General features: G+C 70.3%; 23 protein-coding genes. 13 read left to right on the top strand and 10 right to left on the bottom strand.

Translation table 11 applies throughout. The features are described from left to right. A partial coding sequence (locus GJ743_RS15800) for a substrate-binding domain-containing protein (RefSeq protein ID WP_196217025.1) occupies positions 1–295 on the top strand: 295 nt, incomplete at its 5' end. A 330-nt stretch (positions 296–625) separates the two neighbouring features. On the opposite strand, the gene GJ743_RS15805 is transcribed toward GJ743_RS15800, so the two are convergent. From GJ743_RS15805 to GJ743_RS20415, 3 genes are read right to left on the bottom strand one after another with little or no spacing between them, the layout of a single operon-like run. Further along, positions 626–2,404, bottom strand: a complete 1,779-nt coding sequence (locus tag GJ743_RS15805) for a tetratricopeptide repeat protein (RefSeq protein WP_155052871.1) — start codon at positions 2,402–2,404, stop codon at positions 626–628. Continuing rightward, entirely contained in the window at positions 2,404–3,498 is a 1,095-nt protein-coding gene (locus GJ743_RS15810; RefSeq protein WP_155052872.1) for a protein kinase domain-containing protein, read from the bottom strand. The genes GJ743_RS15805 and GJ743_RS15810 overlap by 1 nt, the downstream gene beginning before the upstream one ends. Then, the gene (locus GJ743_RS20415; RefSeq protein ID WP_155052873.1) at positions 3,495–3,785 is read right to left on the bottom strand and encodes a helix-turn-helix domain-containing protein; all 291 of its coding nucleotides are present in this window, start codon (positions 3,783–3,785) and stop codon (positions 3,495–3,497) included. Before GJ743_RS20415 ends, GJ743_RS15810 begins: the two co-directional genes overlap by 4 nt. A 120-nt stretch (positions 3,786–3,905) precedes the next feature. On the opposite strand from GJ743_RS20415, the gene GJ743_RS15820 reads away from it, so the two are divergent. The 3 genes from GJ743_RS15820 to GJ743_RS15830 all read left to right on the top strand — a co-directional run bounded on the left by GJ743_RS15820 (position 3,906) and on the right by GJ743_RS15830 (position 8,462). Then, entirely contained in the window at positions 3,906–6,527 is a 2,622-nt protein-coding gene (locus tag GJ743_RS15820; protein WP_328289266.1) for an ATP-dependent Clp protease ATP-binding subunit, read from the top strand. A gap of 168 nt (positions 6,528–6,695) precedes the next feature. Next, on the top strand, positions 6,696–7,274 hold the full coding sequence (locus GJ743_RS15825) for a helix-turn-helix domain-containing protein (RefSeq protein WP_155052874.1): 579 nt from the start codon (positions 6,696–6,698) through the stop codon (positions 7,272–7,274). Between the two features lie 261 nt (positions 7,275–7,535). After that, the gene (locus tag GJ743_RS15830; protein ID WP_155052875.1) at positions 7,536–8,462 is read left to right on the top strand and encodes a hypothetical protein; all 927 of its coding nucleotides are present in this window, start codon (positions 7,536–7,538) and stop codon (positions 8,460–8,462) included. A 35-nt stretch (positions 8,463–8,497) separates the two neighbouring features. Here GJ743_RS15830 and GJ743_RS15835 read toward each other — a convergent pair whose 3' ends face one another. Beyond that, positions 8,498–9,136, bottom strand: coding sequence for a TetR/AcrR family transcriptional regulator (locus GJ743_RS15835; RefSeq protein WP_328289267.1), 639 nt, complete (start codon positions 9,134–9,136; stop codon positions 8,498–8,500). A gap of 72 nt (positions 9,137–9,208) precedes the next feature. Here GJ743_RS15835 and GJ743_RS15840 point away from each other — a divergent pair, with 72 nt between their 5' ends. Next, on the top strand, positions 9,209–9,676 hold the full coding sequence (locus GJ743_RS15840) for an SRPBCC family protein (RefSeq protein WP_155052877.1): 468 nt from the start codon (positions 9,209–9,211) through the stop codon (positions 9,674–9,676). Positions 9,677–9,704: 28 nt separating this feature from the next. Here the strand turns inward: GJ743_RS15840 and GJ743_RS15845 are convergent, their stop codons facing one another. From GJ743_RS15845 to GJ743_RS15860, 4 genes are all read right to left on the bottom strand, one after another. After that, positions 9,705–10,382 (bottom strand): response regulator transcription factor, encoded by a 678-nt coding sequence (locus tag GJ743_RS15845; RefSeq protein ID WP_328289268.1) that lies wholly within the window; start codon positions 10,380–10,382, stop codon positions 9,705–9,707. Beyond that, complete coding sequence (locus GJ743_RS15850; protein ID WP_196217026.1) at positions 10,379–11,779, bottom strand: sensor histidine kinase; 1,401 nt, start codon at positions 11,777–11,779, stop codon at positions 10,379–10,381. The genes GJ743_RS15845 and GJ743_RS15850 overlap by 4 nt, the downstream gene beginning before the upstream one ends. Positions 11,780–11,784: 5 nt before the next feature. Then, positions 11,785–12,507 (bottom strand): DUF2306 domain-containing protein, encoded by a 723-nt coding sequence (locus GJ743_RS15855; protein ID WP_155052880.1) that lies wholly within the window; start codon positions 12,505–12,507, stop codon positions 11,785–11,787. A 347-nt stretch (positions 12,508–12,854) separates the two neighbouring features. Next, positions 12,855–13,541: a class I SAM-dependent methyltransferase gene (locus tag GJ743_RS15860; RefSeq protein WP_155052881.1), complete on the bottom strand. Its 687-nt coding sequence runs from the start codon at positions 13,539–13,541 to the stop codon at positions 12,855–12,857. A 474-nt stretch (positions 13,542–14,015) separates the two neighbouring features. Here GJ743_RS15860 and GJ743_RS15865 point away from each other — a divergent pair, with 474 nt between their 5' ends. Further along, a complete protein-coding gene (locus GJ743_RS15865) occupies positions 14,016–16,382 on the top strand; it encodes an arylsulfatase (RefSeq protein WP_155052882.1) in 2,367 nt (788 codons plus the stop codon). A gap of 24 nt (positions 16,383–16,406) precedes the next feature. On the opposite strand, the gene GJ743_RS15870 is transcribed toward GJ743_RS15865, so the two are convergent. Together GJ743_RS15870 and GJ743_RS15875 are read right to left on the bottom strand one after the other, a co-directional pair. Continuing rightward, positions 16,407–16,664 carry a DUF4190 domain-containing protein gene (locus GJ743_RS15870; protein ID WP_155052883.1) on the bottom strand — a complete coding sequence of 86 codons (258 nt, stop codon included), beginning with the start codon at positions 16,662–16,664 and terminating at the stop codon, positions 16,407–16,409. A 127-nt stretch (positions 16,665–16,791) separates the two neighbouring features. After that, entirely contained in the window at positions 16,792–17,973 is a 1,182-nt protein-coding gene (locus tag GJ743_RS15875) for an ROK family transcriptional regulator (protein ID WP_196217027.1), read from the bottom strand. 215 nt (positions 17,974–18,188) lie between these two features. On the opposite strand from GJ743_RS15875, the gene GJ743_RS15880 reads away from it, so the two are divergent. The 7 genes from GJ743_RS15880 to GJ743_RS15910 all read left to right on the top strand — a co-directional run bounded on the left by GJ743_RS15880 (position 18,189) and on the right by GJ743_RS15910 (position 25,438). Beyond that, positions 18,189–19,322 (top strand): substrate-binding domain-containing protein, encoded by a 1,134-nt coding sequence (locus tag GJ743_RS15880; protein ID WP_155052885.1) that lies wholly within the window; start codon positions 18,189–18,191, stop codon positions 19,320–19,322. Between the two features lie 78 nt (positions 19,323–19,400). Next, a complete protein-coding gene (locus GJ743_RS15885; RefSeq protein ID WP_155052886.1) occupies positions 19,401–20,408 on the top strand; it encodes a phosphotriesterase family protein in 1,008 nt (335 codons plus the stop codon). Beyond that, complete coding sequence (locus GJ743_RS15890) at positions 20,405–21,373, top strand: ROK family protein (RefSeq protein WP_328289269.1); 969 nt, start codon at positions 20,405–20,407, stop codon at positions 21,371–21,373. Before GJ743_RS15885 ends, GJ743_RS15890 begins: the two co-directional genes overlap by 4 nt. Continuing rightward, positions 21,370–22,350, top strand: a complete 981-nt coding sequence (locus GJ743_RS15895; RefSeq protein WP_155052887.1) for an ABC transporter permease — start codon at positions 21,370–21,372, stop codon at positions 22,348–22,350. Before GJ743_RS15890 ends, GJ743_RS15895 begins: the two co-directional genes overlap by 4 nt. 3 nt (positions 22,351–22,353) lie before the next feature. Beyond that, positions 22,354–23,580, top strand: coding sequence for an alanine racemase (locus GJ743_RS15900; RefSeq protein ID WP_328289270.1), 1,227 nt, complete (start codon positions 22,354–22,356; stop codon positions 23,578–23,580). Then, positions 23,577–24,308 carry an ATP-binding cassette domain-containing protein gene (locus tag GJ743_RS15905; RefSeq protein ID WP_155052888.1) on the top strand — a complete coding sequence of 244 codons (732 nt, stop codon included), beginning with the start codon at positions 23,577–23,579 and terminating at the stop codon, positions 24,306–24,308. Before GJ743_RS15900 ends, GJ743_RS15905 begins: the two co-directional genes overlap by 4 nt. Continuing rightward, complete coding sequence (locus tag GJ743_RS15910; RefSeq protein WP_155052889.1) at positions 24,305–25,438, top strand: SIS domain-containing protein; 1,134 nt, start codon at positions 24,305–24,307, stop codon at positions 25,436–25,438. Before GJ743_RS15905 ends, GJ743_RS15910 begins: the two co-directional genes overlap by 4 nt. Positions 25,439–25,466: the final 28 nt, after the last annotated feature.

Consider the following 25,466-nt stretch of genomic DNA (forward strand, 5'->3'; position numbering starts at 1 on the left):
CCCCGACCGCCCGACGGCGGTCTTCGCCGCGAACGACAACCTCGCGATCGGCGTGCTCACCGCGGCGAGCGGCCTCGGCCTCCGCATCGGCACCGACCTCTCGATCGTCGGCTACAACGACATCCCCCTCGTCTCACGCCTGCCGGTGGCGCTCTCCTCGGTCCGCACGCCCTTCGAACAGATCGCCTCGACGGCGCTCGAGCTGCTGCTGTCGCCGGAGGAGGGGGATCGGGGGATTCGGATGGCGCTGCCGAACCTCATTCCGCGAGCGTCGACGGCGCCGCCGGGGCGCTGAGGTCGCGGGCGCGGTCGAAGACGGCACGGCGAAGCTGATGCTGGACCTCGCCGACTTCCTGTCGGAGAAGGTCGGCGCGTGGGGTGCCGACCTACACTTCGGTCGCGGGTTGACGAGAAGCTCGCGTGCACGGCGATGGTCGGTACCAAGAAGAGGGAGGATCGCGTGGCCCAATTCGCCTCCCCGTTCTCTGCGCAAGAGGTGTCACGACAGGTACGGCCTATCGTCCTGCGGGTCGGCCACCCCGCAGGATCCGCTCCCCGCGAGGGGTGGCGGGCGGATGCTCTACGACGGCGAGTCGTCACTTTTCGCGAACTCGTGAGTCCGATATTAGAGCCTCATGGGCCATTCATACCCGCGCTTCACTGCCACGTGTTCGAGCCGCAGAAACTCCGGGCGATCACGCCAATCATCAGGTAGTTGTACGGGTGGAAGTGAAACCGCACTCAGCATCGTCGCATCCGTCGCGTCCAGCAGACCGAGCTGCCGAACAACCATCGCCTGATACACGGTCATAAGGCTTCGTGAATCCGGATCACTCTTCTCGGCAAGCTCCGCCGCCTGGCGATAGAGCTTCATCCCATGCGTAACCTGTCCAACTGACAAGTAGGCGAGGCCCAGTGTTGCTTTGAGTACGAAGTCAGTTTCGGCGTGTGGCTCCAGAACCTCAATCACCTCATTGCCGAACCCCGCCATCGCAAGCACATACGACGCATTATTGATGAGCGTCAAGTCATCGCTAGCCTCGGCCAAGGCCCGACGAGCAAGGTCAACCACCCGTGGCCAGTCTTCCTGCCCGATCCCAGACGCAATCAGTACAGCGGTCCATGCCCTAGAATTTTCTGGCTCGGCGGTCATCCATTCGGAGGCAAGCGCGGCAGCCTGCGCGTTATCTCCCTCCAGTGATGCAATCTCATACTCCACGAACGCTCGACGGGCCGCAGGCATTTGATCGCGCAATCGCCCAAACGCCTGTCGGAGCACCCGGGCGTGCTTCTTTCGGTACGACACCTGCGCCAGACTGGCGACTATCACGTCGCTCGTCGGAAACTCATCGTGCAATTTGATGAGCTCGGCAATGGCTTCCTCGCGGCTAATCTTTCCACGCAAGACACGAAGGCGAATGAGATTACTTTCGACTTCGGCGATCGTCTCCCGATCGTCCTCAGAACGCGCTCGGGCACTGGCTTGCTGCAGCAACTTCATGGCTCGTGCAACGTCATTGCGAGCGAGTCTGGCTCGAGCTTTTAGTACGATAAGGCGCGTCGGGGGATCAACGCCGAGTCGTTCTAGGGCATCAACCTCATCATCAAATCGCTCAATTGAATCCTCAGCGAGAAGCAACTCGAGATAATGCAGAGCCACGTCTTGGCGACCGGGTGATGAACGCGTAGCCTGCAGCGCAGCCTGGAGAGCTTTTCTGCGAGCTCCCATTGTCCAGAGGGCGATCGAAAGATTGAACGCAGAGTCGGCGTCATCCGGCGCGTGGCGAAGGGCGGCTCGCAGGTGAGGTACGGCAGCCTGACTCTTGCCCTCTAGCGCGAGCATGAAACCCAGCACGGCATCACGTTCTGGGGCTTCAGCGGCATCCACGAAGGCGTGCGCTTCATCCCATCTGCCTGCACTCGCCAGGGTCGCTCCGACGACGAGCCTCAGCTGGTTGCTTAGCGGAAGGTTCATGGCGAATCCCAGCGCATCGTCCGCGCGGTCAGACCTGAAGAGCACCTCAAGGGCCAGCCGCGCCGACATCGGGTCAGCCGCTTCCGACGTCGAGCTGTTCGACTGTGATACGCATGCACGGAGCGCCTCGGTGGCCGACTCGATTGCAGCCTTCTGCTCACCAGCGATCTCGAAGGCCTGCGCAAGCCCGGATAGCGTGGTGGAGTTTCGGTCACGCTCAACCTGTGCCTGGGCTGCTTCTACCGTTATCGAGATGTTGGCCTCAATAGCCCGGCGTACAGCTTCGGACTCGCGACGCCGAGCGCCATGGACCGGCGTCGAGCCGAACTGACGGCGTTTTGTGCCGGGAGGGACTGGCTGAGCCGACTCCGCGACGAAAGCTGCATCGGCGTCATTCACCGACAGTATTCCGAGTCCGAATCCGTTCATCAGGCTGAGACCTCCAATCTGTTGTTCGATCGCGCTGCTGCTCTGTGTTCGATCTCGAGACGCTTGATCAAGATGTCAACTCTGCGCAATATCCATTCCAGGCCATCTCGATTGAGGCGATCACGCCTGTACGGTGACCGAGTGAGACGCGCTTTTGCAACGGGGTGACAGAGGGTACTGAGCAAGACCTTGACGTCGACTTGAATTGATCTGGGCAGGACTTCGACGAGATCCGCGATGACCTTGCGAAACTTCAGATCAAGGGAGGAAAGATCTCGTCGACGTCCGGCGATGAGATCGAGCTCTGCCTCGGTTAGAATCGCCCGGATATCCCCAAGTGCGAGCGAGGACATCGGGTGTCCCGAGATCAATTCAACGAGCAATGAACCGAGCCCGTAATAGTCCGCCGCGATGAAGTCTTCCGCGGCTGAACCACCCTGCAGGTACAAGTACTCGGGCGGTGCAAACCGCATGTCTCCGCGACCGTGAAGGTATTCGACGGGTGCACGACTCGCGGGGCTCCGCATGTCCTTCGCGCGGCCAAGATCCGCCCAGCGTGCGTGCGTTTGATTCTGGCGAATCATCAATAGACAGTTGCTGCTCTTTAGATCTCGGTGCGCGACAGCGCGGAGGTGCATCTGATGTAGAGCTTTGACTGCGCTGCGCCAGATCTTGAGCTTCTCGATCCATCCAAGCCTTGCTCGCGCCACGGGATTGCTGATGAGTTCGTCGAGTGAGCCGGATGCCATCGTCAGAACGTGGTAGTGCACTGCCATCGGGACGATAACTCCCGCGATGCCGGTGCACATGTCGATATGGTGAACATCACCATCCACATAGCCAATAACTCCCTCGCAGGAGTTCAGCTGTTGTAACAGGATGCCCTCGTTCTGAAAGTCCAGGATAGCTTCAGCGTTTGCGCCGGGGATCAGAACCTTCACCGCGAATCGACCGTTGGTGGAATGGTTAACTGCTTCGAATACAAGCCCGAACGTGCCGGCGCCGAGGAAACGTTCCAGCGTGTACGGACCGAAATTCTGTCCCGTGAGGATCGCCACCCAAGGCGCAACCGTTGGGTTGAGCCCGGCCGTCATCCGCGATACTTGTTTCGCAGTCGGGCTAGTTCCTCGGGGTGTTCACGCAGGATCGAAACTACGTCTTCTGGCACCTGCCCCTGCGAGAGGTTGATTACTTCTGCGGGTACCTGGTAGTACGCGGAAAGGCGAGATACCGTGCCTTCGCCAACCGTCCGTTCGCCTCGCTCCATCCGAGACAACTGCGATGGCGTGACGCCGATCTCGGAAGCTGCCGCGCGCAACGTTCTTCCTTGCTTGGTTCGAAGCTCGCGAAGGAGCGATGCTGCCGTGTCACCCCTCGTCATCCCAGAAGTCTAGCTCGGAGTTGACAGTTCTGGCAACAGGCTCCACTCCGCCGGGAATACGGCGCTGGCCTCTTTGTTAAACTTGAGCGTACCCAACTCAAGTTCCCCAGGAGGACCTAGGTGCCAGACGACTTCAACGAGGCCGGCTCGAGCTCGTTCGACGAGTTCCTGAGCCGCTACCTCGCGGGTGAGCAGGCCAGGCAGGCGCGGTCGATCGACCTCAGCCGGTTCCTGACTTCGCGCACCCAGAGCATCCTGCAGCGTGCCGGACGCTTCGCGCTCGAGCGCGGACAGACCGAGCTCGACGCGCTGCACATCCTGCGCGTCATCGTCGAGGACGAGTCCGTCGCGCAGGCGATCACCCGCGTCGGCGCGTCGCCCGAGCGCATCATCACGGCGACCGAGGCGCGGCTGCCCGCGGCATCCGACACCGCCGACGCCAACGCGGCGACCATCACCCCGTCGGCCAGCCGCGCGCTGTTCCACGCGTACCAGGTCGCACGCTCGAGTGGGTCGACGTACATCGACCCCGAGCACCTCTTCTTCGCGCTCGTGCTCGGGCAGGACGCCCCCGCCGGGCAGGTGCTCGCGCGCGCCGGCGTCACCGCCGAGGCGCTCGCGGCCGGGCTGGGGGAGCACGTGGCATCCGACCCGTCCGCCGGCGCCGAGATGGGCGGCATGGGCGAGCAGAAGGATGCCGCGGCATCCGCCACGCCCATGCTCGACAAGTTCGGCCTCGACCTCACCGAGCGCGCCGCGAACGGCCAGCTCGACCCCGTGATCGGGCGCACCGACGAGATCGAGCAGACCATCGAGATCCTCAGCCGCCGCACGAAGAACAACCCCGTGCTGATCGGCGAGGCCGGCGTCGGCAAGACCGCCATCGTCGAGGGCCTCGCCCGCGCGATCGTCGAGGAGAACGTGCCCGAGGCGCTGCTCGGCAAGCGCGTCGTCGCACTCGACCTTCCCGCCATGCTCGCCGGAACCCGCTACCGCGGCGACTTCGAGGAGCGCCTCACCAAGACGATGGAGGAGATCGCCGAGCACAAGGGCGAGCTGATCGTCTTCGTCGACGAGCTGCACTCGGTCGTCGGCGCCGGCGGTGCCGGTGAGGGCATGGACGCGGGGAACATCCTGAAGCCCCGCCTCGCCCGCGGCGAGCTGCACCTCGTGGGCGCGACCACGCTCAAGGAGTACCGCACCATCGAGAAGGACCCCGCGCTCGAGCGCCGGTTCCAGCCGGTTCGCGTGGGGGAGCCCTCGATCGAGGACGCCGTGCTCATCATGCAGGGCCTGCGCCCCGCGTACGAGGAGCACCACGGCGTCACCTACACCGACGACGCCCTGCGTGCCGCCGTCGAGCTCTCGGCGCGGTACCTCACCGACCGCGTGCTGCCCGACAAGGCCATCGACCTCATCGACCAGGCCGGCGCGCGCCTGCGCCTGAAGCTGGGCGTGAAGGTGGATGTCTCCGCCCTCATCGAGCGCCTCGCCGACCTGGAGGCCGACAAGAACGCGGCCGTCCGCGCCGAGCACTACGAGGAGGCGTCGCGCATCCGCGACGAGATCGAGAAGGTGCAGGAGCGGCTCGACGCCGCCACCTCCGGTGGTCGAGTAGCGGAGCGCAGCGGAGCGTATCGAGACCCGTCTGCACAGGGTGATCTCGGTACGGGCGCTGAAGCGTCCTACTCGATCACCGAGGCCGAGATCGCCGCCGTGATCTCGCGGGCCACCGGCATCCCGGTCAACCGGGTCACCGAGGGCGAGCGCGAGCGCCTCGCGAACCTCGAGGGCGAGCTGCACGCCCGGGTCATCGGGCAGGACGACGCGGTCACCGCCGTCGCCCGCTCGGTGCGTCGCAACCGCACCGGCATGGGCGACGCGAAGCGACCGGTGGGCTCGTTCCTGTTCCTCGGGCCGACCGGCGTCGGCAAGACCGAGCTGGCGCGTGCGCTGGCGTCGTCGCTGTTCGACGACGAGGGCGCGATCATCCGCTTCGACATGAGCGAGTTCGGCGAGCGGCACACGGTGTCGCGGCTCGTCGGCGCCCCTCCCGGATACGTCGGCTACGACGAGGCCGGGCAGCTCACCGAGCGGGTGCGGCGCAACCCGTACTCGATTGTGCTGTTCGACGAGATCGAGAAGGCGCACCCCGACGTGTTCAACCTGCTGCTGCAGGTGCTCGACGACGGACGCCTGACCGACGGGCAGGGTCGCACGGTCGACTTCCGCAACACGGTGGTCATCATGACCTCGAACCTCGGTTCGGAGTTCCTCGCGTCGCGGTCGGGTGCGCTCGGGTTCGTGGCGTCGGCGGATGGCTCGGGGTTCTCGTCTTCGGACGATGTGCGCGCCCGGGTGATGGGCAAGGTGCGCGAGGCCATGCGGCCGGAGTTCCTGAACCGCATCGACGAGATCGTGCTGTTCCAGAAGCTGTCGTCCGCTGAGATCGCGCAGATCGTGCGGCTCATGCTCTCGGCGACCGAGTCGCGACTGGCCGCTCGCGAGATCGCGTTCGAGGTGACGGATGCCGCGGTGGCGCTCCTCGCGGAGCGCGGCTACGAGCCCGAGTACGGTGCCCGACCGTTGCGTCGCCTGATCCAGCGCGAGATCGACGACCGCATCGCCGACCTCTTCGTCACCGGCGCGCTCGGCGACGGTGAGGCGGTGCGCGTGGATGCCGCCGACGGCGACTTCGTCGTGGCATCCGTGCCCAACGCCACCGTGAACCTCGCTGCCTAGCCCGGTGGTCGAGTAGCACCGCCGCAGGCGGCGCGTATCGAGACCACCCCACGCCCCGAATCCCGGGAAATGGTTGCCTGACGCACCCTTTCCCGGGATTCGTCGCATCTGCCCGCACCCTCCGCCGGAGAGTATTGCACGAGTATCAGTTATAGCTATCATTGATGCATGTCCGACCTGATCCGCACCACCCGGGAGGAGCTCGGGCTCACCGGCGCCGAGCTCGCCGAGCGTCTCGGTGTCACCGCAGGCGCGATCTCGCAGATGGAACGGTCGGAGCGCGATGGCCGCATCAGGCTCGACACCCTCGAGCGCGCGCTTGGCGCGCTCGACCGGCGTCTCGACCTCGGCACAACTCCCACGACTGCGTACGCGGACTACGCCCCGGCTGCGGTCACGGACCAGGTCAACGATGCGCTCGACGAACGCGACGGCAGCTACGCGCTGCGACTCATCACGCACGCGGCATCCGTGTTGCGCGATGACGTCGAACAGCTGAGCGATGCCGAACTGGAGCGCCGGCCATCCCAGATCAAGGACTCGCGCTGGGAACAGCTGTTCCGAGCGGTCTACGGCGACGCCATCCCCGAGCCACGGCGTCCCGACTGGGCGAAGCCGGAGCGGCTGAACCGACGCTGGTACGTCTCCCGATTCGCGCCGCTTCGCGAGAAGGCCAAGACCTCGACCCCGCAGCGCCTGCGCGACCTGAACATCTTCATCGACGAGAACTCGCTGTCGACGCGATGAAGCACGAATTCGACGTGCAGACCGTCCGCGACCTCCTTGACGAGCTCAATCGGCGACTCGAGGAACGGGGCGTTCCGGCACCATCCGCGTCGGGTACGCGCAGAGCGTGATCGACGACGTCCGCGGGCGACGACACTGACAGGGCCGATGAGCACCGTCGCAGGCATACGGGGGATCGATTCCGTTCCGTGATCCATCGGGTGGGGTCGGCCCGCTACGTTTGGGGAGCGGCGACCCCGATGACCGCAGATGGAGCCCTGCATGTCCATTGACGCTGCCCGATCCTGGCTGTGGCGCCGCCCGCTCGCGATCGCTGTGCTGCTTGTCGTCTCGGTGGTGTCCGCAGCCGGTGCGACCGGCATCCGAGCGCTCGGCCTGGATGCCGAGGCCCGTGCCGAACTCACCGTTGAGCGCGATCGACTTCTCAGCGAGATCGAGATGGCGAACGTGCGCGTCGACGCCGACCGCGCGATGGCCGAGGAGGCCGACCGCTGCGCCCGCGACGGCGCGAACCTGCTGCAGCCCGCAGTTGCCCAACCCGGCCGCTTCGCGGGCCCGACGATCACGATGGGCACCGCGGCCATCATCCGAGCGGGCGCGGAGGCGAGTCTCGCCGAGCCGGCCGCCGTCGTCATCGAGCTACTCGAGTACTCCGACGCCTCCGGCCCCACGCGCGACCAGCTCGTCGACGAGATCCACCTGCTCGGCGACCTCCGTGCGGCGATCGGAACGGAATCGGCCCGCATGCGCCTCGCCGCGATCGAGCGGCACGCGGCGTGCGAGTCGGCGAGGCGCGCCACCGCCGCCGTGGTCGCCGACATCGATGCACTGACGAACCGCGTCGTCGCGGCCTCGAAGAAGGCCTCCGCCGAATCCGTCGCCCAGCTCCGGTCGGCACGCGAGGCCGTCCTCGCCGAGGCAGGCGATGGCGCCGGCCTCGCGGCGGTTCCGCGCTGGCTGCTCGCGGCATCCGCGGCCGAGAAATCGCACGAGGACGCGGTCGCTGCCGAGAAGGCGGCTGCCGAGGAGGCGGCGAGGAAGGCCGCGGAGGAGGCCGCGTCGCAGGCCACCGCGCCGTGGTGGGGCCCGTCGCGCGAGGTGCCGCTTCCGGACGGCTGCATCGGGGTGATCTCGGTGGACCCGGTCACAGGCTCCAAGCTGCTGGACTGCCCCGATCGACCCGTCTGATTCTGGGAGGCGGATGTCGTCCGCCGCGATCGAGATCACCGATGCGGCTCGGCGAGCATCGCCTCCGCCGCGGTCGTGACGATCCAGTCGACCAGCCGTTCGAACGGCCATCCTCGTTCCTGTCGCAGCTGGACCCACAGGGCGTCACCGCAGAGGGTCAGCAGCACGTCGGTCGCCGTGTCCACGGTGACGCCCTCGCGGAGAGGCCCCTTGCCGGCCACCATCTCGACGACCTGACGATAACCGGTGGACTGCATTCCGTCGTGGTACCGATGGACGGCCATCACCTCCTCGTCGGTCAGCGCGGCCGCCCGCAGGACCTCAGAGACCGGCGCGGCGCGCTCGAGCAACGGGGCGGCGCCTCGGATGAACGATTCGAGCGCGGCCCGCGCCGTCGGCGCCGCCTGGGCCGCCGCCCACCACTCGCTCTGCTGCGGAACGGTCGGATCGTCGGGCCCGAGCACGGCGTCGTCGATCACCGCGCTGATGAGCGCGGTCTTCGTGTGGAACACGAAGTAGACCGTCTGGTTGGCGACGCCCGCGCGCCGGGCGATCGCAGCCATGGTCGCGCCATGGAAGCCGCGTTCCAGGAACTCGCGGTGCGCGGCATCCAGGATCTTGCGCCGGGTCTGCCGTGCCTGATCGCGTCGTGTGCTGCCCTTGTCGCTGGTCACGGTCGAGAGCATAGTGCGCCCCACTAGAGCGACGCTCTAGTGAAACACTACGATCTGAACAAGGGGGCACCGATGTTCACCATCGAGTCTCACGTCGTCATCGCGCGGGCACCTGAAGACGTGTTCCGGTTCGTCGCGGATCAGACGAACGCTCCGAAGTGGCAGTCGGGGCTCATCGAGGTACGCCGGCTCACCCCCGGGCCGATCGGAGTCGGAACCGAGCAGGCCTTCGTCCGGCGGGTCGCCGGGCGGCGTTTCGAGGCTCGCAACCGGTTCGTCCGGTTCGAGCCGGGTCGCCTCGTCGCCTTCGAGATCAACGACGGGTCGATCTCCGGCGACGTCGAGTACCGCGTCGAGCCGCACTCCGCTGGAACGCTCCTCACGTGCGTCATGCGCATGACCACGCACGGACTCACCCGACTCGCCGAGCCCATCCTGCGGCGCGCGATCGAGCGTGAGGTGCGGCAGAGTGATCCGGAGCTGGTCGCGATCCTCGAGTCCGAGGCCGAATCCTCGGCGGGTCTGGCATCCGCGGCGTAGCGCCGCGCGCGGCGTCGGGCACCCCCCCTCAGCGCGCGACGCCCCGCTCGTGCGCCCAGATCGCGAGCTCGACGCGGTTGCGGACGCCGATCTTCGCCATGAGGCTCGCGATGTGCGTCTTGACGGTGCTGAGCGAGATGTGCAGCGCGCGGCCGATCTCGTCGTTGCCGAGGCCGCGGGCGACGGCGGCGAGCACGTCCTCCTCGCGGTCGGTGAGCGGGGTCGCGGGCGGGGGCAGCGCCGCGGATCGCGCGGACGCGGCATCCGACCCGGCGAATGCCTCGATGAGCCGGACCGTCACGTTCGGGTCGATGAGCGCGTCGCCGCGCGAGGCCGCGTGCACAGCCTCGGCGAGCATCGCCGGCCCGGCGTTCTTGAGGAGGAACCCCCGGGCGCCGGCGCGCAGCGCGCCGTAGACGTACTCGTCGAGGTCGAACGTCGTGATCACGACGACGGGGATCGGGTCGGCGACCTCAGCGCCGGCGAGCACGCGCGTCGCCTCGAGGCCGTCCATGACGGGCATCCTGATGTCGAGCAGGCAGACATCGGGGCGGATGTCGCGGGCGAGCGCCACCGCCTCGGCCCCGTCGCGGGCCTCGCCGACCACCTCGATGCCGGACTGCGCGTTCAGGATCATGCGCAGCCCGGCGCGCACGAGATCTTGGTCGTCGGCGATGAGCACCCGCACGGGCGCGCGGTCGCTCACGCCGACCATCCGCGGCTCGGGAGTTCGGCGATGACCGCCCAGCCGGGGCCGTCGGCCGCCGGGCCCGCCGTGCAGGTTGCGCCGAGCACGGCGGCTCGCTCGGCCATGCCGGTCAGGCCGAATCCGGGGGCGACGGATGCCGCGGGCGCACCGTCGTCGCGGACGTCGATGCGCACGCCGGCCGCATCGACTCGAACGCGCACATCTATTCGCGACGCGTCGCGCGCGTGCCGACGCGCGTTGGTCACGGCTTCCTGCACGATGCGGAAGACGGCCGCTCCGACCGCGGGCGGGACGGCGTCGGGGTCGCCGTCGATGTGAACCTCGACCGTCGGGTCACCGGGCACGGCCTCGGAACCGCCGACCTCGGCGGGGGAGGAGGCATCGACGCCGGCGCTCCTGAATCCAAGGGCGCCGGCCGCGGGATCGCCGGGGGCGGACTCGGAACCGCCGTCTCGGGTGGCAACGGACGAGGCAGCGCCGTTCCTGAATCCAAGGGCGCCGGCCGCGGGATCGTCGAGGGCGGACTCGGTACCGCCGTCTCTGGTGGCGACGGACGATGCGGCGCCATTCCTGAATCGAAGGACATCCGCGGCGCCGGGAACGCTCGCTCCGACCCGTGCGAGACGCCGGATGTCCGCGATGCCGGGCGTCGGCGCGAGCTCCGCGGCATCCGCTCGCCTGAGCACCCCGACCATCGAACGCATCTCGTCGAGCGTTCGCGACGCCTCGCCCTCGATCACGCGAAGGGCTTCAGACGCCGCGGCCGGATCGGACTCCGCGACCGCCCGGCCCGCCTGCGCCTGGATCGCGATCGCCGACACGTGGTGCGCGACCGTGTCGTGCAGGTCGCGGGCGAACTGCTCGCGCTCGAGCAGCCGAACACGGTCGAGCTCGCGCGCCCGCGCCGCCGCGCGCTGCCGGAAGGCGACGCCGAGCGTCATCGTCGCGGCCGCGACGGATATGCCGCCCACCACGTCGCCGAGCGTCGGGGCGCTGAACAGCAGGGAGACGAGCGTTCCGACGACCACCAGCGCCGCGCCGCCCAGCATCGCGCGGCCCGAGCCCCATCGCATGACCGCGTACACGAGGATCAGGACGTACGCCGTCGCGATCAGCTGCGGGTCGCCGCCCACCACGAACCCGACCGTCGATCCGACGGCGAACGAGATCGCCAGCACGGTGAAGGGCCGGATGCGCCGCCACAGCAGGGTCGGCACGAGCACCACGAGCACGACCGCCCAGAGCCAGCGCCACGGGACATCCGCTCGCAGCATCGCCTCGATCAGGATGAGCGGCGGGAGCGCCGCGACGAGCACCCAGTCGCGCCAGACCCGGCGGGGCGGCGGCGGGGAGGCGGCCGGAGCATCCCACAGCGCCCGGGCGGGGCTCGTCATGCCCCTCATGATAGGCGCGCGGTCGCCGCCCCGGATCGGCCGGAAGTACGGGAACGACGGGGCCCGCGAGGCATCCGCGCCGCCCGTCGCCGGATGATCACCTCGGCGACGACGAGGTTGATCACCCATCCCGCGCCCATGAGCACCGAGTGCATGAGCTGGTCGGGCGCGCCGAATGCGAGCGACCACGGCGCGAACGTGAGCACCTGCGTGCCCGCGCCGAGGCCGATCGCGTAGGCGCGGGTCATCCACGCGCTGTGGGTCACGACGTCGCCGCGACGGATGGCGGCGAAGGCGACCACGATCGCGGCGGCCATCGCCGACGCGAACACGAGTCGCATCACGAACAGGGCCGGGCCGTTGATCGCGGGCATGTCGTAGAGGAGGGTCATCCAGAGTGCCGAGCCCGCCGAGAGCAGGCCGGCGGGCGCGACGATGCGGCCCGCGATGCGGTGCCAGCGTCGACGCCTGAGGGATGGCGCGAACTGCAGCGCGCCGAGCACGAGGAACACGACCGAGCCCACGATGTGGACGACCACGGGCACGGGCGACTCGACGAAGCGGGCGTTCTCGGCCGTCGCCGGGGCGCCGGCCGCGAGCGAGGTGAGGCGCGAGGCGCCGCCGAGCATCGGCACGATGCTGAGCGCGATGAGGCCGGCGGGCGCAAGCCACTCGGGGCGGCGCGGTCGGCGGCCGGGGCGGTGGCTGGTGGCGGCGGTCGTGGTCATGCGTCGATCGTCGTCGCGGGGGCCGCGCGGCACATCGGCCGGGAGGCTCGCCTCGCCTCGGCCGATCGGCCGATGTCGCGTCGCCGCGGCGCGCGTGCGGGCCCACGGACGTCTCGCCGAGTCCCGGAAAATGGCGGGTCCAGTCGCCAGTTCCCGGGAGTCGCGCGGGCAGGCACGGCGCGGGCGTCCGGCCGCCGACGCCGAGGCGCCGAGGCGCCGATGCGTGCGGGCCCACGGACCGCACGCCGAGTCCCGGAAAATGGCGGGTCGGGTCGCCAGTTCCCGGGAGTCGCGCCGGCCCACGGACCTCACGCCGCGCCCGGCGACGGCCGGGCCCGCGCGGCGGGTCAGGGCAGGCGGCGCGCGAGGAGCGTCGAGTCGTGCACCTCCATGGTCTCGCCGTCGCGGACCGTCGTGCGCGGGCGCTGCTCGACCACGAGCACCTCGAAGTCGTCGGGCAGCCCGGGCAGCAGGTCGGCGGCGAGGAACATCGCGTCGCGGTGACTCGCCGACAGGTGCGCGAAGGCAGCGGATGGCGCGTGCCCGACCACCAGCAGGTGTCCGCCGGGCGCGACCGCGCCGGCCAGGCGGCGGACGACGTGGACCATGCCGTGATCCGGCGGATGCAGGAAGTGCGTCGTCACGAGATCGAACGACCGGCCGTCGGGGGCGAACGTCCTGGCATCCACCTGCCACCAGTCGGTGCGGTCGGCGACGCCCGCCGCCTCGGCGTGCTCGGCCGCGCGGGCGAGCCCGTTCGCCGAGAAGTCGGCGCCGGTCACGCGCCATCCGCGCTGCGCCAGCCAGATCACGTCGCCACCCTCGCCACAGCCGACGTCGAGCGCGGTGCCGGGGGTCAGGGCGGATGCCTCGGCGACGAGCTGCGCGTTCGGGTTGCCGCTCCACCGGGCCTCGTCGCCCGAGTACGCCTCGTCCCATGCGGGCGGCTCGAACATCTCGGGGCCGTCGGCGTCGGAGTGCCCGTGCTCGTTCCCGCGCTCGTGCTCGTGCTCGTGTCGATCGTGTCCCGCCATGCGGCATCCTCTCGCTCACCCGCCAGCGTACGGGCCCGCACAGCCGGCCCCGGGGCCGTGTCGAGTTCGCAGGACGAGCTGCAGCTTGGGTGCCGGATCGACCGGATGACGCGCCTCATCCTGTTTTCGCATCGCAGCCGGGAAAAGCCCGACCCCGGGCCGCGTCGCGTTCGCAGGATGAGCGGCCGCATGGGCGCCGTATCGACCGGATGACGCGTCTCATCCTGTTTTCGCATCGCGGCCGGGGAAAGCCCGGCCCCGGGGCCGCGTCGAGTTCGCAGGATGAGCTGCCGCTTGGGTGCCGTATCGACTGGATGACGTGCCTGATCCTGTTTTCGCGTCGCGGTCCCCGGGCACTCGAAACCGCTACAGCGTCACCTGCACAAGGGACCGAAGGCCCGCGGGCTCCGGCGACCCCTTGTTAGGTTCCACGGGGGCCGCGCCGCCGCGGCACGGCCGAGTCTGGGGGAGACCATGTCCGAGGAACCGCAGCTGCACGAGTACCGACCGGGAACCACGTTCCCCGGCGTGATCGGGCGCACGGTCGACGAGTCGTCGCCGGCGTGGCCGGAGCCGCTGCGCGCCGCCGAGGGCGCGCCGAACGTGCTGTTCATCGTCATCGACGACATGGGCTACGGGCAGCTCGGATGCTACGGCAGCCCGATCCGCACGCCGAACATCGACCGCATCGCGGCGGGCGGCATCCGCTTCGCGAACATGCACACGACCGCGCTGTGCTCGCCGACGCGCACGTGCATTCTGACCGGTCGCAACCACCACTCGAACCACATGGCGGCGATCACCGAGGCCTCGACGGGGTTCCCGGGCTACGACGGCAACGTGCCGTTCGAGAACGGCTTCATCGCCGAGATCCTGAAGGGCGAGGGCTACAACACCTTCGCGGTGGGCAAGTGGCACGTGACGCCGACCGACCAGACGACCGCGGCCGGGCCGTACGACCGGTGGCCGCTCGGTCGCGGCTTCGAGCGGTACTACGGGTTCCTCGGTGGCGACACGCACCAGTACTACCCCGAACTGGTCTACGACAACCACCGCGTCGAGCCGCCGAAGACCCCGGAGGAGGGGTACCACCTCACCGAGGACCTCGTCGACCGGGCGATCGCGTTCATCGCCGACGCGAAGCAGGTCGCGCCGACCAAGCCGTTCTTCACCTACTTCGCCCCCGGCGCGATGCACGCGCCGCACCACGCGCCGAAGGAGTGGACCGACCGCTACGCGGGCGTGTTCGACGAGGGCTGGGACGTCTACCGCGAACGCGCGTTCGCCCGCCAGAAGCAGCTCGGCCTCGTGCCGGAGGGCGCCGAGCTCTCGCGGCACGACCCCGACGTGCAGCAATGGGACTCGCTCTCCGACGACGAGCGGCGCCTCTACGCGCGCATGATGGAGGTGTTCGCGGGCTTCCTCGAGCACACCGACCACCAGATCGGCCGGCTGCTGGCCTTCCTCGAGGAGCTCGGCGTGCTCGACGACACGCTCATCATGCTCATCTCCGACAACGGCGCGAGCTCGGAGGGCGGGCCGACCGGGTCGATCAACGAGAACAAGTTCTTCAACTTCGTGCCCGACTCGCTCGAGCAGAACCTCGCCGCGATCGACGAGCTCGGTGGGCCGAAGTACTTCAACCACTACCCGTGGGGCTGGACCTGGGCCGGCAACACCCCGTTCCGGCGCTGGAAGCGCGAGACCTATCGCGGCGGCATCAGCGACCCGTTCATGGTGCAGTGGACGAACCGCATTCCCGCGCGCGGCGAGATCCGCACCCAGTACGCGCACGCCATCGACATGGTGCCGACCGTGCTCGACCTGCTCGGCATCGAGCCGCCCGCGTCGATCCGCGGCGTCACCCAGTCGCCGATCGAGGGCGTCAGCTTCAAGGACGCGCTCGTCGAGGCATCCGCCCCCTCATCGCGCACGACGCAGTACTTCGAGATGCTCGGCCACCGTTCGATCTACCACGACGGATGGCGCGCCGTGTGCCCCTGGCCCGGAACCTCGTTCTCCGAGTCGGGGCGCGCGTTCGGCGACCCGATCACGGCCGACGTGCTGCGTGAGCTCGACGCGGACGCGTGGGAGCTGTACCACGTCGCGGAGGACTTCGCCGAGAACCACGACCTCGCCGCGCAGTACCCCGACAAGCTCGTCGAGCTCATCTCGCTCTGGTACGTCGAGGCCGGCAAGTACAACGTGCTGCCGATCGACGGGCGGGGCCAGCAGCGCTTCGCCGAGCAGCGGCCGGTCATCGCGAAGGACCGCTCGCGGTACGTGTACTTCCCGCACACCTCGGAGGTCGCGGGCAGCGCCGCACCGCGGCTGGTGAACCGCCCGCACACCATCAACGCGCTGGTCGAGATCCCGGATGGCGGGGCCGAGGGCGTGCTCGTCAGCCAGGGCGGCGTCGACGGCGGCTACAGCCTGTACCTGCAGGGCGGGCGGCTCGTCTACACGTACAACTACGTCGCGGCCGAGTACTTCCACATCACGAGCGACACCGACGTGCCGTCCGGCCGGCACATCCTGAGCATGGAGTTCGCGCCGACGGGCGAACCGAGCATCCGCGAGGGCAAGGGCACGCCGGGCACCGTGACGCTGTTCGTCGACGGCGAGGCGATCGGCGGCGGCGAGCTGCCGGTCACCATCCCGATCATGCTCGGGCTCGCCGCGGGCGTGTCGGTGGGGCTCGACGCCGGGGCGCCGCTGACGGATGCCTATGCCGCGCCGTTCCCGTTCACCGGCACGATCCACCGGGTCGTGTACGACGTGTCGGGCGAGCACATCGTCGACCACGAGGCCGAGCTGCGGGCGGCGCTGGCCAGGCAGTAGGGGAGCGGGAAGGGCGCGCCGCGGCTACGTGTTGGCCGAGATCGCCAGCCCGCCGAAGATCAGGAAGAACATCGCGGTCAGTGCGCCGAGCACGACGGCGATCCATCCGATGATCACGGCGGCGAGGGCGAGCCCGCGGCCCTTCTCGCCCGACTTCCTGATCTGCGAGAGCGCGATGTGGCCGAAGATCAGCCCGAGGATGACCGTGAACCACACGGTCACGAAGGCGATGATCGCGAAGACGTTCCAGCGATCGGTCTGCGGGGTGGTGGCAGCAGTCATGGCGCGAGGCTAGCGGTGCCCGGGACTCAGCGGCACGGGCCGAAGGGCCCATCGGTACGGGACGACGCTTCAGGTGGCGCGACAGTCCGTGCGGGTGCGGGACGGCCGACACCCGCAGGGACTGTCGTCACCGAGGCCGGTCGGCGGGCTCGGGCTCGGGCTCGTCGGCGGTGGCGACGGGCAGGTCGCCGAAGGCGCGCTCGTCGATGCCCATGCCGCGGTACACCTCGTGGAGGGCGGCCACGACCGCGCCCGTCGCGCCGGCGAAGTCGCCGAGTTCGGAGGCGAGGAGGCGCGGCGCGGCGCCGAGGTGGTGCTCGAGCACGGTCTCGTAGCGGCCGAGGTCGCGGGCGAGCGACTTCGCGATGCCGCCGCCGAGCACGATCACCTCGGGCTCGCACGAGACGGTGGCCGCGGTGAGCACGATGAGCATCGCCTGGTCGAAGTGGGCGCGCAGCGCGCGCACCGGCTCCGAGGCATCCGTCGCGAACAGGTCGGCGGGTGAATCGAGCCGCACGCCCGCCTCGGCGGCGAGCCGCATGATGCCGGGGCCCGTGACCATGAGCTCGAGTCGCGTGCCGAGCGGACCCGCGGGCAGCTGCCCGAACTCGCCGACGACGCCCCGCGCCCCGCGGAGGATCCGCCCGTCGATCGCGATCCCGGCACCGAGGCCGGCGCCGATCGTGACCATGACCGCCGTGGGCGCTGCGCGCGCGGCGCCGAAGTGCTGCTCGCCGAGCAGGGCGAGGTTCGCGTCGTTGTCGGCTCCGACCGGGCGATCCGCGGCGGCGCGGACGAGTTCGAGGAATCCGGACGCCTCGACCTGGGGGAGGTTCGGCGCGTTCGAGATCGTCGATCCGTCGCGGCCGACCGCGCCGGGCAGACCGAGTCGGAGGCCCGCGACCCGCTGCCAGCGCTCGCCCGCGATCTCGCGGGCCGCCGAGGCGAGCCACTCGGCGAGGTGGGCGGCATCCGCCTCGACCGGGGTCACGAGCTCTCGCCGTGCGATCGGCGTGCCGACGAGGTCGGCGAGGAGCATACGCGTGTTCGAGGCGCCGAGGTCGATGCCCACGACGAATGCGCGATCGGCGACGACGTCGAGCAGCACCGCCCGGCGGCCCCGCTGCACCGACACCAGCTCGGATGCCTCGACCACGACGCCCTCGGCGATGAGCTGCTCGACCGCGCGCGTGACCGTCGCGGCGGAGATGCCGGATGCCGCGGCCAGCTGCTTCCTGCTCGCCGGCCTGATGCGCAGGAGCTCGGTGAGCACCGCCATCCGGTTCAGCTGCCGCGTGTCGTTGACCATCGATCTCTCCGATTTCAGTTCAGTCTGAGCGTAAATCATGGCAGACGGATGCCGTCGCGCGCGTCCAGACGCGGCATCCGTGCAGATCTTCCAGAATCTTCTTGACTTTGATTGCTGAGTGAAATCAAAATGACCATGCACGCTCGCCGTCGACATGCACCAGGCCGGCCGGTCGTCGCACCCAGGTCACGTCCCGCACAGGAAGGTCCCACACCATGGCACGATCACCGTTCGCCCCCACGCGAGTCCTCCGGGTCTCGCTCGTCGGCGCCGTCGCATCCGCCCTCATGCTGAGCGGCTGCGCCGCCCAGGGCACCGCCGCCGCTCCGGCCGAGCCGAGCGCGGCCGCCGCCGAGCCCAGCCTCGAGTTCGAGGGCCCCAACGGCGAGGTTCCCGGCGCGCTCGCCGAACTCGAGCTCACCGACGACGAGCTCGCCGAGGTCGAGGCCGGCGACTACACCGCCGCGTTCGTGTGGCACACCTCCGGCGACTTCGTCGCCGCCGTCGAGGAGGGCGCCCGCGCCGAGTTCGAGGAGCTCGGCATCGAGGTCGTCGCCAGCACGCAAGCGAACTTCGACGCGGGCACGCAGGCGAACAACGTCCAGACGGTCATGGCGCTCGATCCCGACATCGTCGTCGCCATCGCGGTCGACCCGACGTCCGCGGCGAAGTCGTTCCAGCCGATCCTCGACGCGGGCGCGAAGCTCGTCATCATGACCACTCCTCCCGAGGGGTACGCCGCGGGCGACGAGTTCGTCTCGATCGTCACCGAGGACCTCGCGAAGGCCGGCCGTGCGAACGCCGAGATCCTGGGCGACGCGCTCGGCGGCGAGGGCGAGGTCGGCGTCCTCACGTTCAACGCCAACTTCTGGTTCACCAACCAGCGCGATCAGTCGTTCACCGACTGGCTCGCCTACGAGTACCCCGACATCACGGTCGTCGAGGAGCAGGGCTTCGCCGACGAGACCGCGACGCAGGCCGCCGCCGCGGCCATGATCGCCAAGAACCCGAACCTGAAGGGCATCTACGTCTCGTGGGCCACCGCGGCCCAGGGGGTGCTCGCCGCCATCCGCGCCTCCGGGCGCACCGACATCCAGGTCGTCACCAACGACCTCGACACGACCGTCGCCGCCGCGATGGTCACGGGCACCAACGTCGCCGGCATGGTCGGCAACGGCTCGCTCGACATCGGCGCCGGGCTCGCCCGGGCTGGAGCGTACGGCGTGCTCGACAAGGACGCGCCCGAGCTCGTGGCATCCGACCCGACCAAGGTCACCGCCGAGAACCTCGTCGAGGGCTGGCAGGCCGACTACGGCGTCGAGCCGCCCGCGAGCGTCACCGGCGGTTGATCATCGGGGGAGGGGCCCGGCCCGCTTCGCGGCCCCTCCCGCACCGGCCGAGCGCCGGAACGAACGAAAGGACATCGGATGGCTGAGGTCATGACCGTGCGCGGCCCCGCGCCGTCATCTGAGCTCGGGCGGGTCATGCCGCACGAGCACCTGCTCTCGCTGACGCCGGGGCCGTGGCTCACCGCGGGCACCCGCGACGACCGCATCGACCTCGCGGTGGGCGCGCTCGCCGGACTCGCCGCGAGGGGCTTCGGCACCGTCGTCGACCTCTCGCCGTACGGCGTGGTCGGGCGCGACCCGGATGGCGCGGAGATCGCGATGCTCGCGGAGATCTCCGAGCGCAGCGGCCTGCACATCGTCACCGGCACCGCGCTGTACCTCGAGGCCTACGCGCCCGCCTGGGCGCGGGAGGCCACGATCGACGAGCTCACGGACCGGTTCATCGCCGACGCCGTCGACGGCATCGGCGACAGCGGCATCCGCGCCGGGGTCTTCGGCGAGCAGGCCACGAGCCTCGGCGAGATCACCCCGTTCGAGGATCGGGTGCTGCGCGCGGTCGCACGCGCCCACCGGGAGACGGGACTCGCGATCATGACGCACACCACGCACGGCACCATGTCGCACGAGCAGGTCGACCTGCTCGTCTCGGAGGGCGCCGACCTCGATCGCGTCGTGATCGGCCACCTCGACACGCAGCTCAGCGTCGACCTCGCGAGGAGCATCCTCGACCGGGGCGCGCTCATCGCCGTCGACACCATCGGCAAGGAGGTCTGGGACTTCTTCCTCGAACCCGCGCCCGACCGGCCCGACGGGGAGTTCCCGAAGCGGTCGTTCGCCCGCTCCGACGAGGGCCGGGTCGCGTTCGTCGCCGAGCTCGTCGCCGACGGGTACGCCGAGCGCATCCTGCTCGCGCAGGACCTCACGGGCGCGGAGGTGTGGATGAACCCGGGCACGCACGGACAGCTCGGCTACGCGTACCTCGCCGAGCGCTTCCTGCCGGCGCTCGCGGCGAGCGGGGTGCCTGAGGATGCGATCGAGCAGATGACGGCGCGCACGCCCGCGCGCCTGCTGGAGGTGGGCGCGTGAGGGGCGCGGGTGAGCTCGACGTCGTCGGACGTGCGTTCGTGGTCGGCATCGACCTCGGCGGCACCAAGGTGCGCGCGGGCATCGCCGCCCTCGACGACTCGGGCGGCGGCGCGGCGCCGGGCCGCCCGCTCGCCGAGGTCGAGCAGGCCACGGCCGCCGGCGGCGGGCGGGCCCTCGTGACCCAGGTCGTCGGGCTCGTGCACGAGCTCTGCGCCGCGGTCTCGTCGCCGATCGACGCGGTGCACGCGATCGGCATCGGCGGCGCCGGCGTCCCCGTCGACGCGCACGGCGGGTTCGAGCACGCACCGAACCTCGGCGACCTCACGTCGTTCAGCCTCGCCGACGAACTGCGGCTCGCGCTCGGCTGCACGGTCGCGCTCGAGAACGACGCCAACGTCGCCGCGCTCGGCGAGCTCGCCGCAGGCGTCGGCGCCCGGCACGACGACTTCGCCTTCGTCTCGATCGGCACCGGGATCGGGATGGGCGTCGTGCTCGACCGCTCGCTCGTGCGCGGGGCCGGCAACGCCGCGGGAGAGATCGGGTACCTGCCCTTCGGCGGCGACCCGCTCGACCCCGCCGCCCACCGGCGCGGACCGCTCGAGGAGGTCGTCGCGGGCGACGCCTTCGCCGCACGCCTCGGCCCCGAGGCATCCGCCCGAGACGTGTTCGACCTCGCCGCGCGCGGCGACGCCCGCGCGATCGCGTCGCTCGACGAGGAGGCGAAGTGGGTCGCCCACGCCATCGCCGCCGTCGACGCGATCGTCGATCCCGGCCGGTTCGTCCTCGGCGGCGGGATCGGCTCGCGCCCCGAGCTCCTCGCGCCCATACGCGACTGGCTCGCCCGCCTCGGTCGCCCCGACCTCCCCGTCACGATCAGCGAGCTGGGCGGCGCAGCGCCCGTGCTCGGAGCGCTGCACCTCGCCAGAGCGGCTGCCGGCCGCACCCACGAAGGAGTCCACGCATGACCATCGCCCCGACCAAGGCGCCCGCCGAGAAGGGGGTGCACCTCGTCGTCCGGTCCTGGCGCAACTACGTCGTCTACGTCGGCTTCGTCGTGGTGTTCCTCTACTTCGCGGCCACCCAGGGCGCGAACTTCCTCAGCGGCACGACGCTCGTGAACATCGTCACGCAGGCGACGCCGATCACGATCATGGCCGTCGGCACGGTGTTCGTGCTGAGCCTCGGCGAGATCGACCTCTCGATCGGCTCGACCGTCGCGCTCGCCGCCCTCACGGCCGCCGTCACGCTCCAGGTCGCCGGGGCGTGGTGGATCGCCGCGCTCGCCGGGCTCGCGGTCGGCGCCGTGGTCGGCCTCGTCAACGGTGTGTTCGTGACGCTCGTCCGGTTGCCCTCGTTCCTCGTCACGCTCGCGACGATGGGACTCGTGGCCGGGCTCGCGCAGCAGATCACGAACCTCCAGTCCGTCCCCGTCACCGACGAGGCCTTCGGCTGGATCTTCGGCGGCGGCACGCTCCTCGGCGTCCCGATCCTGATCTGGTGGTCGGCGGTCGCCGCGGCGATCGGATGGCACGTCCTCCGCCAGCGCCGATTCGGCGCGCACGTGCTCGCCGTCGGCAACAACGCCTCGGCGGCCCGCGTCTCGGGCATCAAGGTCACCCGGGTGCGCATCGCCGTGTTCATGCTGAGCGGCATGACGGCCGCGCTCGCCGGACTGCTCTACGCCGGGCGACTCGCGGGCGCGACCTACACGCTCGGCACGACCGACCTCATGAGCGTGCTCGCCGCGGTCATCGTCGGCGGCACCGCCCTCACCGGCGGCCGGGCATCGATGATCGGGGCCGTGGTCGGCAGCCTGTTCATGAGCATGATCAACTACGGCCTGCTCCTTGCGGGCCTCACCGTCGCGCAGCAGGAGATCGTGCGCGGCGTCATCATCCTGATCGCCGTCTCGTTGTCGCTCCGCGGCAAGAAGGGGAGCTGAGTCGTGTTCCTGTCCCTGCTGCGCCGCCGCAACCCGCGGCTCATCGACGCCGCCGTCGCTCTGCACCGCTCGGGCGAGCTGCCGCCGAACACGTACGTCATCGACCTCGACGCCGTCGAGCGCAATACCGGGGTCGTCGCGGCCGAGGCATCCCGGCTCGGGCTCACCGCCTTCGCGATGACCAAGCAGATCGGTCGCAACCCCGACGCGTCGCGTGCCATCCGCGCAGGCGGCATCACGCATTCGGTGGGCGTCGACCTCGAGTGCGCCGTCGCGGCCGCCGCCGGCGGCCTCGCGTCGGGCCATGTCGGGCACCTCGTCCAGATCCCGAGGCACCGGGCGCGCGAGGCCGCGGCCCTGCGGCCCCGCTACTGGACCGTGTTCTCGGAGGAGAAGGCCCGCGAGGCGGGCGCCGCGGCATCCGCCGCCGGGTACGTGCAGGGCGTGCTGCTGCGGATCGTCGGCGAGGGCGACCGGTTCTACGCGGGCCACGAGGGCGGATTCGACGCGGCCTCCGTGGTCGAGGCGGCGCGACGAGTCGACGCCCTCCCCGGGGTGCGGTTCGCGGGCGTCACGAACTTCCCGGCCACGCTGTTCGACCAGGCGGCGGGCGACATCGTGTCGACCCCGAACCTCGCGACGCTGACCCGCGCCAAGCGCGCCCTCGAGGAGGCCGGCTTCCGCGACGTCGAACTGAACGCGCCCGGCACGACCTCGACCGCCGCACTCGAGCGGCTCGCCGAGGCGGGGGCCACGCAGGTCGAGCCCGGCCACGGCCTCACCGGCACGACCCCGCTGCACGCCGTCCGCGACCTCGAGGAGGAGCCGGCCATCGCGTACGTCTCCGAGGTGTCGCATCTCTGGAACGACCGGGCGTACGTGTTCGGCGGGGGCCTCTACGTCGACCCGGTGCTGGGGTCGGCGGCGACCGACGCGCTCATCATCGGACCCGACGACGCCGCGGCATCCGTCACCGCACGCCCCGTCGAGATGCCCGCACCCCAGGCGATCGACTACTACGCGACCATCCCCGTGCCGCAGGGCGCGGCGCGCCCGGGCGACACGGTCGTGTTCGGCTTCCGGCCGCAGGTGTTCGTGACGCGCGCGCTCACCGCGGGCATCCGCGGCCTCGACTCGGGCGAGCCGCGCCTCGCGGGGCTCTGGTCGGCCGACGGTTCGAAGCCGCTCACCATCGCGGACGCCATCCAGGGAACGGAGGACGCTCGATGAACCCGCTCAGCCTCTCGGGCATCAGCAAGCACTTCGGCGGCATCGTCGCCATCGAGCGGTTCGACCTCGAGGTCGAGTCGGGCGAGGTGGTCGCGCTCGTCGGCGACAACGGCGCGGGCAAGTCGACGCTCGTGAAGATCATCTCGGGCGTGCACCAGCCCACCGACGGCGAGATCCGGCTCGCGGGCGAGCGCGTGGCGTTCCGGGATGCCTCGGACGCCCGATCGAACGGCGTCGAGGTCGTCTACCAGGACCTCGCGCTCGTCGACCTGCAGCCCGTCTACATGAACCTGTTCCTCGGGCGGGAACTCCGGCGGAAGCCCTTCGGGCTGCTCGACCGCGCCGAGATGGCTCGGCAGACCCAGCAGCTCGTCGACGACCTCGACGTGCGCATCCCGACGGCGAAGGCGACGCTGAGCGACCTCTCCGGCGGCCAGCGACAGGCGATCGCGATCGCGCGCGCCACGCACTGGGCGAGCCGTCTCGTCCTGATGGACGAGCCGACCGCCGCACTCGGCGTCGCCGAGACCGCGAAGGTCGAGGAGCTCATCCTGAAGCTCAAGGCCCGCGGCGCCGCAGTGCTCGTCGTGAGCCACAACATGGAGCAGGTGTTCCGCATCGCCGACCGGGTGACCGTGCTCCGCCGCGGGCGGCAGGTGGGCACGCGACGGGTCGCGGAGACGAGCCACAACGAGCTCGTGTCGATGATCACGGGGCTGAGCTCGTGAGCGGCGGGGTCATGGCGCCGGGCGCGACGGACGCGCTGGCCGCGTCCGTCGCTCCCGCCGCGCCCGTCGCGCCCGACGAGCCCTTGGCACCAGGCGCGCTCATGCGCGCCGAGATCGCCGAGCAGCCCGCCCGGTGGCGCGAGTTGATCCCGTCGCAGCGGCCGGCCTGGCAGGCGGCCGTCGACGCGTTCCGGGCCGCGGCGCCCGAGCTCGTGGCGTTCGTGGCGCGCGGCTCGAGCGACCACGCCGCCGTCTACGGCCAGTACCTCGTGCAGCAGGTACTGGGGCGCCCCGCGCTCCTCACCACGCCGAGCTTGCACAGCGTGCTCGGCGCGACGCCCGAGTACCCCGCGGGCGTGCAGGTCGCGATCTCCCAGTCTGGGCGTTCTCCCGACCTCGTCGCCACCGCCGTCGCGCTCCGCGGCGCGGGGCTCCCGCTGGTCTCGATCACGAACGACGTCGCGAGCGGCCTCGCGCGACTGGCCGACGTGCACCTCGACCTCGCTGCCGGGCCCGAGCGCTCTGTGGCGGCGACCAAGAGCTACACGGCCGAACTGCTCGCGGTGCACACGCTCGTGCGGGCCGTCGCGGGCGAGGGGCTCGCGGGCCTCGCGCACGAGATCGACGGGCTCGCGACCCGTGCGGAGCGCGTGCTCGTACGGCTCGCATCCGAGCTCCCGCCGATCGCGGAGGAGTTCGCCGCCGTCGATCGCGTGATGCTCGTCGGACGCGCCTACTCGATGGCCACGGCGAAGGAGGGCGCGCTGAAGCTCATGGAGACCTCGGGGATCGCGGCATCGGGATGGAGTGCCGCGGATGCCGCGCACGGTCCGCTCGGCCAGGTCGACGACGGCACGCTCGTCATCGCGCTCACCGGCACCGCCGCCGGCCGGGAATCGGTCGTGGAGTTCGCCGCCGCCGCGATGGCCCGCGGCGCCCGGATCCTCGAGATCGGACCGGCCGCCGTCGCGGATTCGACGTCGATCGACACGGCGGCCGGCGTGCCGGACGAGCTCGTCCCGATGCTCGAGGTGCTGCCGCTGCAGGTGCTCGCGGCGGAACTGTCGAGCCGCCGGGGCATGGACCCCGACCGGCCCGCCGGCCTCAGCAAGGTGACGATGACCCGATAGGCGCGGGGCGAGCGCCGCCCGGCGCGCC

Origin of the sequence: Agromyces bracchium (assembly GCF_009709675.1) — a bacterium.
GTDB classification, from domain to species: Bacteria; Actinomycetota; Actinomycetes; order Actinomycetales; family Microbacteriaceae; genus Agromyces; species Agromyces bracchium.

Excerpts from the sequence above, each read along its gene's own strand:
- GJ743_RS15830 (WP_155052875.1), top strand. The coding sequence starts at position 7,536 with ATGTCCATTGACGCTGCCCGATCCTGGCTGTGGCGCCGCCCGCTCGCG.
- GJ743_RS15875 (WP_196217027.1), bottom strand. The coding sequence starts at position 17,973 with ATGGTCAACGACACGCGGCAGCTGAACCGGATGGCGGTGCTCACCGAG.
- GJ743_RS15850 (WP_196217026.1), bottom strand. The coding sequence starts at position 11,779 with ATGACGAGCCCCGCCCGGGCGCTGTGGGATGCTCCGGCCGCCTCCCCG.
- GJ743_RS15860 (WP_155052881.1), bottom strand. The coding sequence starts at position 13,541 with ATGGCGGGACACGATCGACACGAGCACGAGCACGAGCGCGGGAACGAG.
- GJ743_RS15855 (WP_155052880.1), bottom strand. The coding sequence starts at position 12,507 with ATGACCACGACCGCCGCCACCAGCCACCGCCCCGGCCGCCGACCGCGC.
- GJ743_RS15885 (WP_155052886.1), top strand. The coding sequence starts at position 19,401 with ATGGCTGAGGTCATGACCGTGCGCGGCCCCGCGCCGTCATCTGAGCTC.
- GJ743_RS15895 (WP_155052887.1), top strand. The coding sequence starts at position 21,370 with ATGACCATCGCCCCGACCAAGGCGCCCGCCGAGAAGGGGGTGCACCTC.
- GJ743_RS15880 (WP_155052885.1), top strand. The coding sequence starts at position 18,189 with ATGGCACGATCACCGTTCGCCCCCACGCGAGTCCTCCGGGTCTCGCTC.
- GJ743_RS15825 (WP_155052874.1), top strand. The coding sequence starts at position 6,696 with ATGTCCGACCTGATCCGCACCACCCGGGAGGAGCTCGGGCTCACCGGC.
- GJ743_RS20415 (WP_155052873.1), bottom strand. The coding sequence starts at position 3,785 with ATGACGAGGGGTGACACGGCAGCATCGCTCCTTCGCGAGCTTCGAACC.
- GJ743_RS15905 (WP_155052888.1), top strand. The coding sequence starts at position 23,577 with ATGAACCCGCTCAGCCTCTCGGGCATCAGCAAGCACTTCGGCGGCATC.
- GJ743_RS15840 (WP_155052877.1), top strand. The coding sequence starts at position 9,209 with ATGTTCACCATCGAGTCTCACGTCGTCATCGCGCGGGCACCTGAAGAC.
- GJ743_RS15870 (WP_155052883.1), bottom strand. The coding sequence starts at position 16,664 with ATGACTGCTGCCACCACCCCGCAGACCGATCGCTGGAACGTCTTCGCG.
- GJ743_RS15865 (WP_155052882.1), top strand. The coding sequence starts at position 14,016 with ATGTCCGAGGAACCGCAGCTGCACGAGTACCGACCGGGAACCACGTTC.
- GJ743_RS15810 (WP_155052872.1), bottom strand. The coding sequence starts at position 3,498 with ATGACGGCCGGGCTCAACCCAACGGTTGCGCCTTGGGTGGCGATCCTC.
- GJ743_RS15805 (WP_155052871.1), bottom strand. The coding sequence starts at position 2,404 with ATGAACGGATTCGGACTCGGAATACTGTCGGTGAATGACGCCGATGCA.